The organism is Micromonospora sp. HNM0581 (assembly GCF_012726175.1).
Classification (GTDB): domain Bacteria; phylum Actinomycetota; class Actinomycetes; order Mycobacteriales; family Micromonosporaceae; genus Micromonospora.
Genome location: NZ_JAASAD010000001.1, coordinates 25,549 through 41,666, shown reverse-complemented (window position 1 = coordinate 41,666; position 16,118 = coordinate 25,549). Strand labels below are relative to the sequence as shown.

Genomic DNA, 16,118 nt, shown 5'->3' with positions numbered 1-16,118 from the left:
CGGTCAGGCGCCGGCGCCGACCTTGTCGTCGAGCTCGGCGCGCAGCTTCTCGCCCTCGATGTCGACGTTCGGCAGTGCCCGGTCCAGCCAGCGGGGCAGCCACCAGGCCACCTTGCCGAGCAGCGACATCACCGCCGGGACGATCGTCATCCGGACCACGAAGGCGTCGATGGCCACGCCGATGGCGAGCGCGAAGCCCATCGACTTGATCACCGGGTCGTCGAGGAAGACAAAGCCGCCGAAGACCGAGGCCATGATGAGGGCGGCGGCGGTGACCACGCGGGCGCCGTGCCCCATCCCGTTGATGGTGGCCTGCTCGGCGGTGTCCCCGTGGACGAAGTCCTCCCGCATCCGCGAGACCAGGAACACCTCGTAGTCCATGGCCAGACCGAACAGGATGCCGATGAGCAGGATCGGCAGGAAACTGATCAGGGGACCGGGAGTGTCCAGACCGACCAGATCGGCGAGGTTTCCCTGTTGGAAGACCGCGACCGTGATTCCGAAGGTGGCGGCGACGGTGAGCAGGAAGCCCAGTGCCGCCTTGACCGGTACGAGTAACGAGCGGAACACCAGCATCAGCAGCAGGACCGACAGGCCGACCACCAGTGCCAGGTAGATCGGCAACGCGTCGGAGAGCTTCTCCGAAATGTCGATGCCGATCGCGGTGACGCCGGTGAGCAGCACGTCTACCTCCGCGATCCCGCCGACGGCGGCACGGATGTCGCGCACCATCGTTTCGGTGGCCGGGTCGGTCGGGCCGGTCTGTGGGATCACCCCGAGCAATGCGGTTCGGCCGTCCGGGCTGAGCTGCGGCGGAGCCACGGCCAACACGTTCTCGGTGCGCTGGACCAGGGCGGTGACCTCCGGAACGGCTGCGGCGGTGGCTCCTGCGTCGTCGCTTGCGACGACCACCGCGAGACGGCCGGTGAAGCCGGGGCCGAAGCCCTCCGTGATCAGATCGTTGGATACCCGGGCAGCGGATCCGGCCGGAGCGGTACCGGCGTCGGGCAGTGCCAGGCGCATGTCCGGTGCCGGCAATGCGAGCAGCCCCAGACCGAGCAGGCCGACGAGGATCACCGGGATCCGGAACCGGGTTACCAGCCGCGCCCACCGGAAGCCGAAAGCCGAGGTGTTCTCACCATGTGTGGGGGCTTGCGGCACCGTGCGGTGGGCGGTCACGTCGCTGCTGCGGGCGTCGTCGTCTGGCAGATCATCAGCGGTAAGGGCGACCGGCACCGCCGCGCGCAGCCGGCGGGGCAGCACCCGGCGCCCGGCGAAGCCGAGCAGGGCCGGTTGCAGGGTGATCGCCACCAGCACCGCCACGGTGACGGTGCCGGCGGCGGCCAGACCCATCACCGTCAGGAACGGGATGTTCACCACGGCGAGACCGGCCAGGGCGATGACGACCGTGGCTCCGGCGAAGGTCACCGCCGAACCGGCGGTGCCGACTGCCCGCCCGATCGCCTCGTCTGCCGGTAGGCCGTCGAGCAGGTTCTGCCGGTACCGCGAGGTGATGAAGAGCGAGTAGTCGATGCCGACGGCCAGGCCGAGCATCAGCGCGAGGATGGGCGCGGTGCTGGTCAGTTCGACGGCACCGCTGAGCGCGTACAGGCCGGCCATGCCGACCCCGACACCGATGAGCGCGTTGAGCATGGTCATGCCCGCCGCCACCAGCGAGCCGAAGGTGATCACCAGGACGATGAGGGCCACCGCGACGCCGATCGCCTCGGTGGAACCGACTTCGGGTTCGGTGTTGAGAACCTCGCCGCCGGGTGCCACCTGCCAACCCTGAGCTGCCGCCTCGGCACCGAGACCCTCGTACGCTTCCCGCTGTTCGTCGGTGACCTGGTCGGCTCCGCCGCTGAACTGCACCTGGATCAGCGCGTACTGCCCGTCGGGTGAGACCGAGCCGACCTGGAACGGGTCGACGGCGGCCAGCACACCGGGGACTGTCGTGGCCTCCTGGGTGATCGACCGGACTACCGCCTGGCCTTCGGGCGTACCGAGTTGTCCCGCGGCCGGCGCCTTGACCGCGATGGTGCCGGTGGCACCGGCCGCCGCCGGGAACTGCTCGTCGAGCAGGTCGAGCGCGCGTTGCGACTCCGTGCCGGGCATGGTGAAGTTGCTGGCTGTCGGGCCACGCAGGGTCGCCGCCGCCAGGCCTAGCCCGACGAGTACGACGAGCCAGATCGCGGCGACGAGTCGCCGCCGACGCATCGAGCCCCGGCCAAGCCGGTAGAGCAGGGTCGCCATGGGGTCCTTTCCCTCGTTCGTGGATGGTGGGACGGGTCAGCGGGTGGGCGGCTGAAGCGCCCGCCGTAGGAGGGCCAGCAGTGCGTCGCCCAGTTCCCGGTCGGAAACGTCGGCGAACTGCCCGCAGGTCTCGGCGATGCCGGCGAGCAGCACCAGCGCGGTGATCCGGTCGGAGGCCCGCTCGGACCGCCCCGCGAGTGCGTCGATGAGCCGTTCGGAGATCTGCTGGATGTGGGCGAAGCCCGGCTGTTGCAGCAGCTCCGGGTACTCGCCCCGGAGCAGGGCGATCTCACTGCGGAAGCGGACCGCGAGGTCGACGAAACCCTCGGCCGCGACCTGCTGGGCGGCAGCCGGTTCAGGCTGGCCGGCGATCCGGCTGTCGAGCGAGCGCAGCACCTCGATAGCGGGTGCCATCAGCTCGGTGAGAATCGCCTCCTTGTGGGCGAAATGGTACAGCACCGCCGCCTTGGAGCAGCCCACCTCGGTGGCGATGTCCTGCAAAGAGGTGCCCCGGTAGCCGGTGGCGGCGAACCGTCTCGCCGCAGCCGCCAGGATCTCGCCGTGGGTCTGTGGGGTGGTGCGAGCCATGAGCCACAGCATGCCTGACCGATCGGTCAGAGGCTGACCGATCGGTCAGATTAGTGGCGTTTCCCACAACCGGCCGAGTAGCCGCACCGCTCGCGTAGACCACCCGGGCAGCTGGCTCGCATCGAACCTGTCGAACTGACAACCGGTACAAGGCACGTACGGCGTGCCGGTTGACCGTCGGGCGTCCAGCCGGGATGGTGATCGGATGAGCGGGGTGGACGAAATCCGGGACGGGGTCGCGCTTACCAACCTCGACCAGCCGTTGTTCGACGGGTCCGGGGAGAGCAAGCGTGATCTGGTCAACTACCTCGACGCGGTCGCCGACCGGATCGTCCCGCAGCTGCGCGGTCGCCCGCTTTCGGTGGTACGGGTGCGTCCGGGGCAGCCTCCCTTCATGCAGAAGAACCTGCCGCGGCACACCCCGGAATGGATCCGTCGGGCGCCGATCTGGGCCGAGGCGTCCCGCCGGGAGATTGCGTACGCGCTCTGCGACGACCGCCGTACCCTCCTCTGGTTCGCCAACCAGAGGGCCGTCGAGTACCACACCGCACTGGCCGTGGTCGACGACCTGAGCCGGCCCACCCACCTGGTGCTGGACCTCGATCCGCCGGATGCCGGTGGATTCGGAGCCGCAGTGGCGGCTGCGCTGCTGGTCAGGCAGGCGCTGACGGACGTCGGACTGGCCGGCGCCGTGAAGACCAGTGGCGCCAAGGGAGTGCATGTCTTCGTGCCGGTGGAACCGGGACCCGACGCCGAGGAACTGGCCGCCACCACCCGGGCCCTCGCGGCCAGGGCCGAACGGCTGGATCCAGCGTTGGCGACCACCGCCTTCATCCGCGAGGACCGGGGCGGCAAGGTCCTCGTCGACCCGACCCGCACCGGCGGGGCGACGGTCGCCTCGGTCTACGGCCCCCGGCTGCGTCCCGGCCTGCCGGTCTCCTTCCCGATGCCCTGGTCCGAGCTGGAGTCCGTCGTTCCGGCCGACTTCACCATCCGGACAGTTCCGGCCCGGCTGGCCGAGCGGGACCCGTGGGAGGAACTGATGCCGGCACCCCAGCGGCTGCCGCATGATCTCATCGAAGAGGGCCGGGCGATTCCCGTACCGAGGGTCCAGGCCATGCACGAGGGCCGCCGTCGGGCCCGTGCTCGCCGCACCGCCACCGACTGACGAAAGGCCGGTGCCGACCTGGAAGATCATCGCGTTGCCATTTTTGGGGCACTTTGCGAACGTAGATGGTCCGGCAAGACGATCTGTGGCCGCGTCTGGGCGGTCATGGTCGGCGGCGACGGCGGCGACGGCGGCGCGGTTGGCCGGTACGGCGACCATCACCCCGTCCGGAGCTACTCGGTCAACGGCGTCATCTACGTCGAATGCCAGGCATGTACGACCGGTACGCCCGCCAGAACGACCGCGAAGCCGCCGACGCCGTGGGCGCGGTACTGCGAGGCGAGCCGCCGCCGCAGCGCGAACGCGACTGGTCATCTCATGGGCCACCTGTGGCGTCAGCTGACGCCGAGGCCATGAGACGAGCGAGAACTGAGCCCCAACGGTCAGATGCTGGCCGATGACCACGCATTGTTGCAGTTCTGTGAGGTGCCCCCGGCAGGATTCGAACCTGCGCCCCCGCCTCCGGAGGGCGGTGCTCTATCCCCTGAGCTACGGGGGCTCAGCGACTGGAGAAGACTAGCAAACGCCCCACACGATCGCCGAATCGGTATCGGCGCGTCAGGCTGCGAGAGCCCGTCCGCAGCTGGGCAGCGGGTGTGGCACGATTCGCCGGGGTAGCCGGCGAGGCCACTCGTTGCGGGCCCAGGAGCCGTCCACGATCAGGTGTACGGTACGTCGCTCCGCCCCGCTGAGTCGGTGCACGAAATCCCGGGGTAGCGGCGGGTCGACCGACGGGGTGGTGACCATGAACCGGACCCGCCCCCGCGAGGAGACGGCCGAGATGACGTCGGCCGCCGGCATGGTCCCGCGAAGCCGGAGTCGGCCCACCCAGTAGACCTCGGCCAGGTGTTCCTGTGCGGCTCGGGTGATCGCCGGATACTCGCTGCGCACCCAACGTTCGACCGCCCCGACGCAGAGCCCGCAGGCCCGTTCGCGGGGCTCGCGGGGACCCAGCCCCCAGGCCCGTAGGTACGCCCCGACGACTCCCACGTCGAGCGTCATGCCGAACTGCTGCTGGATGAGAGCGTGCAGACTCTGCCGGGTCCACAGTTCCTCGTCCAAGCCGAACGCGTCGGGGTGGACGCCCCGGAGTGTGTCGATGAGTTCGAGTTCCTGTTCGCGGCTGAGTGTTCCCGGCTCACCCTGCCGCTGTCCGCGACGGACGGCTGCCACCGCTCCGTCACCGCCGATGGTGTGGCGTCGGCACCAGCTGGTGACCGAACGCCGCGCGTCTCTGAGTGCAACCCCCACATCCTGGGCAACGAGTCCTAATGCCAACTGGTCACGATATGTGTGTAGAAAAGCTCCAAGACGGACTTGGCTCCCGTAAGTGCCATATCGGTCATAAGCCGCGGCGGCCGGTGCGAGTGCGCGAACCGCGAGGTCAGACGTCGGGTGACGGTCCCGACAGGCCGCATTCCCTCGCCTTCGGGCCCGTCCGCGCCTTCCGTGCGGGTGGCCCGCAGGTAACCTGCGGGCCACCCGTCACCGTCGGATCGGACGTCGCGTTCTCAGCCGTCGGCCAAACCCAGCTTGCGCAGCTCGTTGATCTCCTTCTGCTGGGCCTGTTTCGACGCCTCGGCCAGCCGGACCACCTCGGGCCGGTCGGAGACCTCAAGCAGGCCGTCAGCCATGTGGATGCCGCCCAGGTGGTGATCAATCATCAGCTTGATGAAGAGCTGATCGACCTCGGCCCCCTGCGATTCGTGCAGCTGGGTAATCTCCTCGCGGGTCGCCATGCCGGGCATCAGGCCGTCCGGACCGACCGGTACGGCGTCGGGCATCCACTCCATCGCCGGACGCGAACCGGTGGGCAACAGCTCCCATTCCTGCAACCAGCGCTGCATGTGACCGATCTGGGCCTGTTGGGTGAGCGCCATGTCGTAGCCGATCTGGCGCAGTGCCGGATCCTGCCCCTTGGCGTAGACGATCATCGCCATCTCCACCGCCTGGGCGTGGTGGCGCGACATGTCCCGAGCGAAACCAGCCTCGGCCGACTCCTCACCGGGAACTCGGTTCGACAGCAGCGTCGCGGCCGTCCAGCCGACGCCGAGCAGCAGCACCGCTGCCATGAGCAGGGTGAGCTGACGCAGCGTCCGGGAGGGCCTGGGTGGCTCGGTGCCGTTGCGCTCGGCCTGAGCAGCCCCCTGGGTCGCGTTGGGCATGTCAGCCCCCCGTCGGCGGAGCCAACTCGCGCGGCTCGGTGCCGGTGCCGGTGGTGTAGTTGCCGGAGGAGCAGGGCACGCCCGGCTCGATCGAGGCGTTCTGCGCCAGGGTGGTGGTGAACTCCGTGATCCGCGGGTCGTCGGCGCTGTCGACCTTGAGCTGGTAACCCCACGCCTGGAGTGACACGGCGGCGTCCAACCCCTCGTACGGGCTCATCAGCATGAAGTCGTTGCCGCGGATCACGCCCGCCAGCTTCTCGACGTCGGCCGGTGGCAGGTCGGGGCGGTAGGTCAGCCAGACCGCGCCGTGCTCCATGCTGTGCACCGCGTGCTCCGCGGCGATCGGCGCGTCGTAGACGTCGCCCAGGCAGCGCTGCCAGGCATTGTTGTGCGCCCCGCCGACCGGCGGGCTGTACTTGTATTCGATCTTGCCGGACTGGTGTGACTCGTAGCTGATGCCGTCCGGGTCGATCTCCCGGTAGTTCACGATGCCGTCGATGCCCGCGGCCTTGTCCTGCCAGGACTGGCTGCCCTTGAAGGTCGCCCAGGCGCCGAATCCGACGATCGACGTCGCGAGCACACCGACCGCGACGAAGAGGGCGATCGGCCCCCACGACCGGCCCTGGCTGACCTTCACCGGGGTGATCGGCTTACGCGGCCCCTTACCGCCCCCCGTGCGCTGGGCCGATCCGGACTTGCCAGGGCCAGCCTTGGCTCCGGTCGCCTTGGCGCCGGCGGCCGGCCGTCCCGCCGCCGGCTTCTTGCCGGTGCTGACCACGGTCGGACGGCGCTCCGGGCCGCCCGGGGTGCTGATACTCATCGTGCCTCGTCAGGTCGGTCGGTCAGGGGATCTGGCGGGCCGGGGTTCGGTTGCTGGGTCGCCGCCGCGGGGACCGAGTCTACCCCCGATAACATGGATCGGTGACTCCTGCAGAACTCGCCGAAGCCGTCCTCACCGCCGCTCACGCCGTCTTCGCCGACCGAGAGCTGGACCGCTGCGCGCTGCCCGGGCACACCACGGTCGAGCGCCCTCGTAACCCCGAGCACGGTGACTACGCCGCCACCCTGGCGCTCCAGTTGAGCAAGAAGGTCGGCCTGCCGCCCCGGGAGCTGGCCGCCGCGCTGGCCGCCGAGTTGGCCAGCACGACGGGGATCAAATCGGTCGAGATCGCCGGTCCGGGCTTCCTCAACATCCGGCTCGACGCCGCCGCCGCAGGGCAGCTCGCCCGATCGATCGTCGAGGCCGGCGAGCAGTACGGTCGCGGCGACCGGCTCGCCGGCTTGAAGATCAATCTGGAGTTCGTCTCGGCCAATCCGACCGGCCCGGTGCACATCGGTGGCGTCCGCTGGGCGGCGGTCGGCGACGCGTTGAGCCGGCTGCTACGCGCGACCGGCGCCGAGGTCGGCACGGAGTACTACTTCAACGACGCCGGCTCGCAGATCGACCGGTTCGCCCGCTCGCTGCTCGCCGCGGCCCGCAACGAACCGGCACCGGAGGACGGCTACGGCGGCGCGTACATCGCCGAGATCGCCGGGCAGGTCACCGCCCGGCGGCCGGACGTGCTGAACCTGGACGACGCAGCCGCCCAGGAGGTCTTCCGGGTCGAGGGCGTGGCGCTGATGTTCACCGAGATCAAGTCCTCACTGCGTGACTTCGGAGTCGAGTTCGACACCTACTTCAACGAGAAGGACCTGCACGATCGCGGTGAGCTGGAACTCGCCCTGACCCGGCTGCGCGAGCAGGGCCACCTCTTCGAATCCGAGGGCGCGACCTGGCTGCGGACCACCGACTTCGGCGACGACAAGGATCGGGTGCTGCGCAAGTCGAACGGTGAGTGGACCTACTTCGCCGCCGACTGCGCCTACTACCTCGACAAGCGGGAACGTGGCTTCGACCGCGTCGTGATCATGCTCGGGGCGGACCACCACGGCTACATCGGCCGGATGAAGGCGATGGCGGCCTGCTTCGGCGACGAACCCGACGCCACGCTCGAGATCCTCATCGGGCAACTGGTCAACCTGGTGCGTGACGGGGCGCCGGTGCGGATGAGCAAGCGCGCCGGAACCGTGGTGATGCTGGAGGACCTGGTCGACGCGATCGGGGTGGACGCCGCCCGGTACGCGTTGGCCCGGTACTCCAGCGACTCACCGATCGACATCGACATCGAGCTGTGGACCCGGGCCACCCGGGACAACCCCGTCTACTACGTGCAGTACGTCGCGGCCCGGACGGCCAGCGTCGGTCGAAACGCCGCCGAGGTCGGTCTGAGCCGGGGTGACGCCGCGTCTTTCCGGCCCGAACTGCTCGACCACGACAAAGAGAACGAGCTGCTCAAGGCGCTCGCCGAGTTTCCCGCAGTGGTGACCGCCGCGGCCGAGCTGCGTGAACCGCACCGGGTCGCCCGGTTCCTGGAGGACCTGGCCGGGGCGTACCACCGGTTCTACGACAACTGCCGGATCCTGCCCCGGGGCGACGAGGACGTCACCGACCTGCACCGGGCACGGCTCTGGCTCAACGACGCGACCCGGGTGGTCATCGCCAACGGGCTACACCTGCTCGGCGTCTCAGCCCCGGAGCGGATGTAGCCGTGGGCGCGAGAGGCGAGCGGGCGATCACGGATCGGAGGAGGCACTGATGCGGGCACACGAGGCGGGTGCGCTGCACGGCGACATCGGCAACCGGGGGCCGGCCTGGCTGCGCAGCCCGGAGGACGTCAATGACCTGGTGCCGCAACTGTGGCCACGCAACGTCACACGCGGTGCCGACGGCGTGCTCACCGTCGCCGGTTTGGGCGTCCGCCACATCGCTGCCGAGTTCGGCACGCCGGTGTACGTACTCGACGAGGACGACCTCCGCTCCCGCTGCCGGGATTTCCGGGCCGCCTTCCCGGACGAGGACGTCTACTACGCCGGCAAGGCTTTTCTCTGCCGGGCGGTGGTGGGGATGATCGTCGAGGAAGGCATGTTCCTCGACGTGTGCAGCGGCGGGGAGCTGACCGTGGCGCTCGCCGGTGGGATGCCACCGGAACGGATCGGCTTCCACGGGAACAACAAGTCGGTGGCCGAGCTGACCCGGGCCCTCGACGTCGGGGTGGGCCGGATAATTGTCGACTCGTTCCACGAGATCGAACGGCTCACCACGCTGGCCCGCGAACGCGGCGTACGACCCCGGGTGCTGATCCGCGTCACCGTGGGCGTGGAGGCACACACCCACGAGTTCATCGCCACCGCGCACGAGGACCAGAAGTTCGGCTTCTCGCTCGCCGGCGGTTCGGCCCTCGCCGCCGTGTTGCGCGTGCTCGACGAGGACGTGCTGGAGCTGCGCGGCCTGCACTCGCACATCGGCTCGCAGATCTTCGACACGAGTGGGTTCGAGGTGTCCGCCCGGCGGGTGCTGGCACTTCAGGCGCAGATCCGCGACGCACGCGGCGTCGAGCTGCCCGAGCTGGACCTCGGCGGTGGATTCGGTATCGCGTACACCTCGCAGGATGACCCGTCGACGCCGCACGACCTGGCCAAGCGGCTGCGCAGGATCGTCGACTCGGAGTGCGAGGCGGAGCGGCTGACCGTGCCACACCTGTCCATCGAGCCCGGTCGGGCGATCGTCGGACCTGCCATGTTCACCCTCTACGAGGTGGGTACGGTCAAGGACGTCGACGGCATCCGGACGTACGTCAGCGTCGACGGCGGGATGAGCGACAACATCCGGACCGCCCTGTACGACGCGTCGTACTCGGCGACCCTGGCCTCCCGGTCGAGTGCCGCCGGGCCGATGCTCGCCCGCGTGGTGGGAAAGCACTGTGAGTCCGGGGACATCGTGGTGAAGGATGAATTCCTGCCCGCTGACGTGCAGCCCGGAGATCTTGTCGCGGTGCCCGGCACGGGTGCGTACTGCCGCAGCATGGCCAGTAACTACAACCACGTTCCCCGCCCCGGCGTGGTCGCGGTACGCAACGGCCGGGCCCGGCTGATCGTCCGACCGGAGACCGAAGAGGACCTGCTCGTTTTGGATGTGGGATGACGTCACCTGTACGCCTCGCCCTGCTCGGCTGCGGCACCGTCGGCGCCGAGGTGGTCCGGCTGCTGCACGAGCAGTCGGCGGACCTCGCTGCCCGCGTCGGCGCTCCGCTCGAGATCGCCGGCATCGCCGTGCGTCGGATCGGACGGGACCGTGGCGACCTTCCGGTCGATCCGACCCTGTTCACCACCGACGCGCTCGGGCTGATCAAGCGGGACGACGTCGACGTGGTGGTGGAGGTGGTCGGCGGCATCGAGCCGGCGCGCGGCTGGCTGGTGGAGGCGCTACGGGCTGGTAAGAGTGTGGTCACCGCCAACAAGGCGTTGCTCGCCGAGGACGGCGGCACCCTGCACGACGCTGCGGCCGAGGGCAGCGGCGACCTCTACTACGAGGCGTCCGTGGCCGGGGCCATTCCGCTGCTGCGCCCGCTGCGTGAGTCGCTGCACGGCGACCGCATCACCCGGGTCACCGGCATCGTCAACGGCACCACCAACTTCATCCTCTCCGCGATGCACGCCACCGGGGCCGGGTTCGCCGAGGCGTTGGAGGAGGCGACCGAACTGGGGTACGCCGAGGCCGACCCGACGGCCGACGTGGAGGGCTTCGACGCCGCCGCGAAAGCGGCCATCCTCGCCTCGCTCGCCTTCCACAGCCGGGTCGCCGCCGCCGACGTGCACCGCGAGGGCATCACCGAGGTGACCGCCGCGGACGTGGCCAGCGCCAAGGCGATGGGCTGCACGATCAAGCTGCTCTGCATCGCCGCCCGCGGTGTCGACGGGCAGGGGCGGGAGACGGTGAGCGTCCGGGTCCACCCGGCGATGATTCCGGTGACCCATCCTCTGGCCAGCGTCGGCGACGCGTTCAACGCGGTCTTCGTGGAGGCCGAGGCGGCCGGTCAGCTGATGTTCTACGGCCGGGGGGCCGGTGGGGCACCGACCGCCAGCGCCGTGCTCGGCGACGTGGTGGCGGTGGCCCGCAACCGGCTCGCCGGGGTACGCGCGGCCAGCGAGTCCGCCTACGCGGAGCTGCCGGTGCGGCCGATGGGGGAGGCGCTCACCCGCTACCACATCAGCCTGGACGTGGCCGACCGGCCCGGCGTGCTTGAGTCGGTGGCCGGGATGTTCGCCCGGCACGACGTGTCGATCGCCACCGTCCGCCAGGGGCCGGCCGCCGGTGCCGCCGGCGCGGCCGGTGACGCCGTACTGGTGATCGTGACCCACGTCGCGCCGGACGCGGCGCTCGCCGCGACCGTGCAGGAGCTGCGGGGGTTGGACATCGTCCGTTCGGTGGCGAGCGTGCTGCGGGTCGAGGGCGGGCTGTGAGCGGCCGGATCAGCCGCGGAGGCGAGGAGATCGAGATGTGGCGCGGCCTGATCGACGCCTACCGGGACCGGCTGCCGGTCACCGAGGCCACGCCGGTGGTCACCCTGCACGAGGGGAACACTCCGCTGTTGCCGGCGCCGGTGCTCTCCGCCCGGCTCGGCTGCGACGTGTACCTCAAGGTGGAGGGTGCCAACCCCACCGGCTCCTTCAAGGACCGGGGCATGACGATGGCCGTCTCCAAGGCGGTCGAGGCCGGCAACAAGGCCATCATCTGCGCCTCCACCGGCAACACCAGTGCCTCCGCCGCCGCGTACGCGGCCCGGGCCGGGATGACCTGCGCCGTCCTCGTGCCGCAGGGCAAGATCGCGCTGGGCAAGCTGGCTCAGGCGCTCGTGCACGGCGCCAAGCTGCTCCAGGTCAACGGCAACTTCGACGATTGTCTGGCGCTGGCTGCCAAACTCGCCCAGGACTATCCGGTGGCCCTGGTCAACTCGGTCAACATCGACCGGCTGCACGGCCAGAAGACCGCTGCCTTCGAGATCGTCGAGGCGCTCGGCGACGCACCCGACATCCACTGCCTGCCGGTGGGTAACGCCGGCAACATCTCCGCGTACTGGATGGGATACACGGAGGACCATGACGCCGGCAATGCAAGTCGGCGACCGAAGATGTACGGCTTCCAGGCGGCCGGTGCGGCACCGATCGTGACCGGGCAGGTGGTGGCCGAGCCGTCCACCATCGCCACGGCCATCCGGATCGGCAACCCGGCGAGCTGGACGAAGGCACTGGACGCGCGGGACGCCTCTGGCGGTCTGATCGCGGCGGTCACCGATCGGGAGATCCTGGCGGCGTACCGACTGCTGGCCCGGGAGGTCGGTGTCTTCGTGGAACTGGGCAGCGCGGCCAGCGTCGCCGGTCTGCTCCAGCAGGCCGCCGCCGGCCTGGTGCCGGCCGGAGGCACGGTGGTCTGCACGGTCACCGGGCACGGTCTGAAGGATCCGGAGTGGGCGATCTCCACCGCTCCCGCTCCCGTCACCATCGCCAACGATCCGCTCGTCGCCGCCCGTTCCCTCGACCTCGCCTGAAGCCCCCGCCGCAAGGGGCGGGGGTGGGGAGTCAGGGGCGGGTGGTTCGGCCGACCTGAGCGGCGGTGGCATCGCTGCGGATCGGTACGCCGGGACCCCGCCCGCCCCGGAGGTCCGGGGCCCAGCGGGGTCAGGCAGACTGCTCGTACCCTTCGACCGTCTCCCTCAGGAGTGAGCCACGCGATGTCGCTGCTCGCCAGATTCAGCCTCGCCAACCGGGGGCTGGTAGCCCTCATCGCGGTGGTGATCACGGCGTTCGGTGTGTACGCCGTGCCGTCACTGAAGCAGCAACTGCTACCGTCGCTGGAGTTTCCCGCCGCCTTCATCGTGGCCCAGTATCCCGGCGCCGCACCGGAGGTCGTCGAGTCCGAGGTCGCCGAGCCGATCGAGAACAGCCTGCGCGGCATCTCCGGTCTCGACTCGGTCATCTCGACCTCTCGTGAGGGCCTGACCACCATCCAGGTGCAGTACGAGTTCGGCACCGAACTCGACGACATGGTCAACAGGATGCAGACCGCGATCAACCGGACCAGCCTGCCCGACGGCGTCGACCCGCAGGTGATCGCGGGCAGCACCGATGACCTGCCGGCCGTGGTGCTGGCCGCGTCCGGCGACGACGACGAACGGACCCTCGCTGGCAAACTGCGCGACACCGTGGTGCCGGAACTGGCCGCGATCGACGGCGTCCGTGGCGTCGAATTGACAGGTGTCCGGGACGAGCTGGTGGTGATCACGCCGGATCCGGCGAAACTGGCCAAGGCGAAGGTGCAGCCGACAGCTATCGGCGCCGCACTCCAGGCGAACGGTGTGGCGGTGCCCGCCGGTGCCGTGCTCGACGGCGAGCGAACCCTGCCGGTGCAGGTGGGTGCTCCGCTGACGACCCTGGACGAGCTGCGCGGCGTGATCGTCGCGCCACCGGTGAAGAAGGCCGGGCCGGTTCGCCTCGGCGACGTCGCGACAGTCGAGGAGCAACTCGCCCCGGCCACCGCCATCACCCGTACCAACGGCCGGGAGAGCCTCGGCATCGCGGTCACCGCCGACCCGGACGGCAACGCGGTGGAGATCTCGCACGCGGTCGCCGATCGGCTCGACGACCTGCGTTCCGTCACCGGTGCCGAGCTGACCGTCGTGCTCGACCAGGCGCCGTTCGTGGAGAAGTCCATCAAGACGCTGGGCACCGAGGGTCTACTGGGCCTGATCATGGCCGTGGTGGTCATCCTGGTGTTCCTGCTGTCGGTGCGCTCCACCGTGGTGACCGCGGTATCGATTCCGCTGTCGGTGGTGGTGGCGCTCATCGCCCTGTGGATCGGTGACTATTCGCTCAACCTGCTCACCCTCGGCGCGTTGACGGTCGCGGTCGGTCGGGTGGTCGACGACTCGATCGTGGTGCTGGAGAACATCAAGCGGCACCTGACGTACGGTGGGCCGAAGCGGGAGGCGATCCTCACGGCCGTACGCGAGGTGGCCGGTGCCGTCACCGCGTCGACGTTGACCACGGTTGCCGTCTTCGCGCCCATCGCCCTGGTCGGTGGTTTCGTGGGGCAGCTCTTCGCACCCTTCGCGATCACCGTCACCGTGGCGCTGCTCGCCTCGCTGCTGGTTTCGCTGACGGTGATTCCGGTGCTCGCGTACTGGTTCCTGAAGCCGGTGAGCGGTGGAGACGCGGCGCGTCGGGCAGCCGAGGAGCGTGAGCTGCGCAGCCCGTTGCAGCGGGTGTACCTGCCGGTCATCCAGTTCGCCACCGGGCGGCGGGCCTATCGTTGGGCGACCCTGGCGGTAGGGCTGCTGGTGTTGTTCGGCACCTTCGGGCTGGCCCGTCAGCTGGAGACGAATTTCCTCGACGACTCCGGCCAGGACACCCTCAACATCCGCCAGGAACTGCCGGTGGGCACCGGGCTGGCTGGCACCGACGCGGCGGCCCGGCAGGTCGAGGCGGTGCTGGAGGAGACCCCGGGTATCGAGTCGTACCAGGTCACCGCCGGTGGTGGCGACACCCCGTGGGCCGGCAGCGCCGGCAACAACGTGGCCAACTACGCGTTGCGTCTCGGCGGGGACACCGACGCCAAAGCGATGCGCGGCGTGCTGCGGGACCGGTTCGTGGCGCTCGGTGCCGGAGCTGGAGAGATCACCTTCCCGGCGGGTCAGGGCGGGGCGTCCGCCAACGAGCTGGCGGTGATCGTCCGGGCTGCCGATCCCGAGGTGCTGGCCGCCGCGGCCCGGCAGGCCGAGACGGCTCTGACCGGCATCGGCGGGGTCGAGGACGTTTCGACCACGCTGGCCGAGCAGACGCCGCGGGTCGACGTGACCGTCGACCGGGAGGCCGCAAGTCGGGCCGGCCTCACCGAGGCGGCGGTCGGTCAACTGGTTGCGCAGGCATTTCGCGGTACGCCGCTCGGGCAGCTGACCGTCGACGGTGCCGCCCGCAATGTGGTACTGCGCCTGTCGGCGGTGCCGCCGGTGACCGTGGAGGAGCTGCGGGCGCTGCCGGTCGGCGCGGTCAAGCTGGACGACATCGCCGACGTCACCGAGACCACCGGCCCGCAGCAGGTGCGGAGGATCGACGGTGAGCGCAGCGTCTCGGTGACCGGCACGGTCACCGGCTCCGACCTGGGCGCGATCAGCACCGAGCTGCAGAGTCGCCTCGACGAGATCGACGTGCCGGGTGCCACCTTCGCCCTGGGTGGGGTCAGTGCCGAGCAGCAGGAGACCTTCGCGGACCTGGGGCTGGCGGTGCTCGCCGCGATCGCGATCGTCTTCCTGATCATGATGGCGACGTTCCGTAGCGTGGTGCAGGCGCTGATCCTGCTGGTGTCCATTCCGTTCGCGGCCACCGGAGCGGTGGCCCTGTTGCTGATCAGCGGCACCGCGTTGAGCGTGCCGGCGCTGATCGGCGTGCTCATGCTCGTCGGCATCGTGGTGACCAATGCCATCGTGCTGCTCGATCTGGTCAACCAGTACCGAGCTCAAGGCATGGGCGTGCGGGAGGCGGTGGTCGAGGGCGGCCGGCACCGGCTGCGGCCGATCCTGATGACGGCGATCGCCACGATCTTCGCGCTGACGCCGATGGCCTTCGGTCTCACCGGGGAGGGTGGCTTCATCTCGCGGCCCCTGGCGATCGTGGTGATCGGCGGCCTACTGACCTCCACCCTGCTCACGCTGATCCTGGTGCCGACGTTGTACGCGATGGTGGAGGACACCAAGGTGTCGGTGCTGGCGTGGCGACGTCGCCGCCGCAGCGGCCCGGCCGGCGAACCGGGTGAGGGCGCGGCCGACGACGGCGGCGACACCGAGCCGGTCACGGACGGCACGCCGGTGGACGCGGAGCCGGATGCCAATGTGGCTGAGACTGCTCGGCGGGAAAGCCGCCCGGTGCCGGCGGCGCCGTCCGGGGCGCTCATCGAGAACACCGACCAGTTCGAGGTGCTCCGGCTGCCGAAGAGCCGCAACTCACCGTTCCCGCCGAACGAGTGACCGGATGTCCCGGAGGGTCCCTTGGGCCCTCCGGGTCACCCACGCTCC

The 16,118-nt window shown here is 70.0% G+C and carries 11 protein-coding genes and 1 tRNA gene; 6 read left to right on the top strand and 6 right to left on the bottom strand.

Annotated elements, in window-relative coordinates; genetic code table 11:
- Positions 1-3 precede the first annotated feature (3 nt).
- Both HCA58_RS00180 and HCA58_RS00175 read right to left on the bottom strand, forming a co-directional pair.
- Positions 4-2,253, bottom strand: coding sequence for an MMPL family transporter (locus HCA58_RS00180; RefSeq protein WP_169595686.1), 2,250 nt, complete (start codon positions 2,251-2,253; stop codon positions 4-6).
- A 36-nt stretch (positions 2,254-2,289) separates the two neighbouring features.
- A complete protein-coding gene (locus HCA58_RS00175) occupies positions 2,290-2,841 on the bottom strand; it encodes a TetR/AcrR family transcriptional regulator (protein WP_169595685.1) in 552 nt (183 codons plus the stop codon).
- 205 nt (positions 2,842-3,046) lie between these two features.
- On the opposite strand from HCA58_RS00175, the gene HCA58_RS00170 reads away from it, so the two are divergent.
- Complete coding sequence (locus HCA58_RS00170; protein ID WP_169595684.1) at positions 3,047-4,009, top strand: ATP-dependent DNA ligase; 963 nt, start codon at positions 3,047-3,049, stop codon at positions 4,007-4,009.
- A 427-nt stretch (positions 4,010-4,436) separates the two neighbouring features.
- Here HCA58_RS00170 and HCA58_RS00165 read toward each other — a convergent pair.
- From HCA58_RS00165 to HCA58_RS00150, 4 genes are all read right to left on the bottom strand, one after another.
- Positions 4,437-4,508 (bottom strand) — tRNA-Arg (locus HCA58_RS00165).
- Positions 4,509-4,567: 59 nt separating this feature from the next.
- Positions 4,568-5,260, bottom strand: a complete 693-nt coding sequence (locus tag HCA58_RS00160; protein ID WP_169596134.1) for a winged helix-turn-helix domain-containing protein — start codon at positions 5,258-5,260, stop codon at positions 4,568-4,570.
- 260 nt (positions 5,261-5,520) lie between these two features.
- Positions 5,521-6,174, bottom strand: a complete 654-nt coding sequence (locus HCA58_RS00155) for a DUF305 domain-containing protein (protein ID WP_169595683.1) — start codon at positions 6,172-6,174, stop codon at positions 5,521-5,523.
- Between the two features lies 1 nt (position 6,175).
- Complete coding sequence (locus tag HCA58_RS00150) at positions 6,176-6,994, bottom strand: DUF3105 domain-containing protein (protein WP_169595682.1); 819 nt, start codon at positions 6,992-6,994, stop codon at positions 6,176-6,178.
- A gap of 101 nt (positions 6,995-7,095) precedes the next feature.
- On the opposite strand from HCA58_RS00150, the gene argS reads away from it, so the two are divergent.
- From argS to HCA58_RS00125, 5 genes are all read left to right on the top strand, one after another.
- Positions 7,096-8,760: an arginine--tRNA ligase gene (gene argS, locus HCA58_RS00145; RefSeq protein WP_169595681.1), complete on the top strand. Its 1,665-nt coding sequence runs from the start codon at positions 7,096-7,098 to the stop codon at positions 8,758-8,760.
- Between the two features lie 49 nt (positions 8,761-8,809).
- Positions 8,810-10,195: a diaminopimelate decarboxylase gene (lysA, locus tag HCA58_RS00140; RefSeq protein ID WP_169595680.1), complete on the top strand. Its 1,386-nt coding sequence runs from the start codon at positions 8,810-8,812 to the stop codon at positions 10,193-10,195.
- Positions 10,192-11,514, top strand: a complete 1,323-nt coding sequence (locus HCA58_RS00135) for a homoserine dehydrogenase (RefSeq protein ID WP_169595679.1) — start codon at positions 10,192-10,194, stop codon at positions 11,512-11,514. Before lysA ends, HCA58_RS00135 begins: the two co-directional genes overlap by 4 nt.
- Before the next feature lie 35 nt (positions 11,515-11,549).
- Positions 11,550-12,599 (top strand): threonine synthase, encoded by a 1,050-nt coding sequence (gene thrC, locus HCA58_RS00130; protein ID WP_169596133.1) that lies wholly within the window; start codon positions 11,550-11,552, stop codon positions 12,597-12,599.
- 183 nt (positions 12,600-12,782) lie between these two features.
- On the top strand, positions 12,783-16,070 hold the full coding sequence (locus tag HCA58_RS00125) for an efflux RND transporter permease subunit (protein WP_169595678.1): 3,288 nt from the start codon (positions 12,783-12,785) through the stop codon (positions 16,068-16,070).
- The last annotated feature ends 48 nt before the right edge of the window (positions 16,071-16,118 follow it).

Bases quoted from the DNA above. Each gene is read 5' to 3' on its own strand.
- HCA58_RS00150 (WP_169595682.1), bottom strand. From the start codon at position 6,994: ATGAGTATCAGCACCCCGGGCGGCCCGGAGCGCCGTCCGACCGTGGTC.
- HCA58_RS00180 (WP_169595686.1), bottom strand. From the start codon at position 2,253: ATGGCGACCCTGCTCTACCGGCTTGGCCGGGGCTCGATGCGTCGGCGG.
- HCA58_RS00170 (WP_169595684.1), top strand. From the start codon at position 3,047: ATGAGCGGGGTGGACGAAATCCGGGACGGGGTCGCGCTTACCAACCTC.
- thrC (WP_169596133.1), top strand. From the start codon at position 11,550: ATGTGGCGCGGCCTGATCGACGCCTACCGGGACCGGCTGCCGGTCACC.
- lysA (WP_169595680.1), top strand. From the start codon at position 8,810: ATGCGGGCACACGAGGCGGGTGCGCTGCACGGCGACATCGGCAACCGG.
- HCA58_RS00175 (WP_169595685.1), bottom strand. From the start codon at position 2,841: ATGGCTCGCACCACCCCACAGACCCACGGCGAGATCCTGGCGGCTGCG.
- HCA58_RS00155 (WP_169595683.1), bottom strand. From the start codon at position 6,174: ATGCCCAACGCGACCCAGGGGGCTGCTCAGGCCGAGCGCAACGGCACC.
- HCA58_RS00125 (WP_169595678.1), top strand. From the start codon at position 12,783: ATGTCGCTGCTCGCCAGATTCAGCCTCGCCAACCGGGGGCTGGTAGCC.
- HCA58_RS00135 (WP_169595679.1), top strand. From the start codon at position 10,192: ATGACGTCACCTGTACGCCTCGCCCTGCTCGGCTGCGGCACCGTCGGC.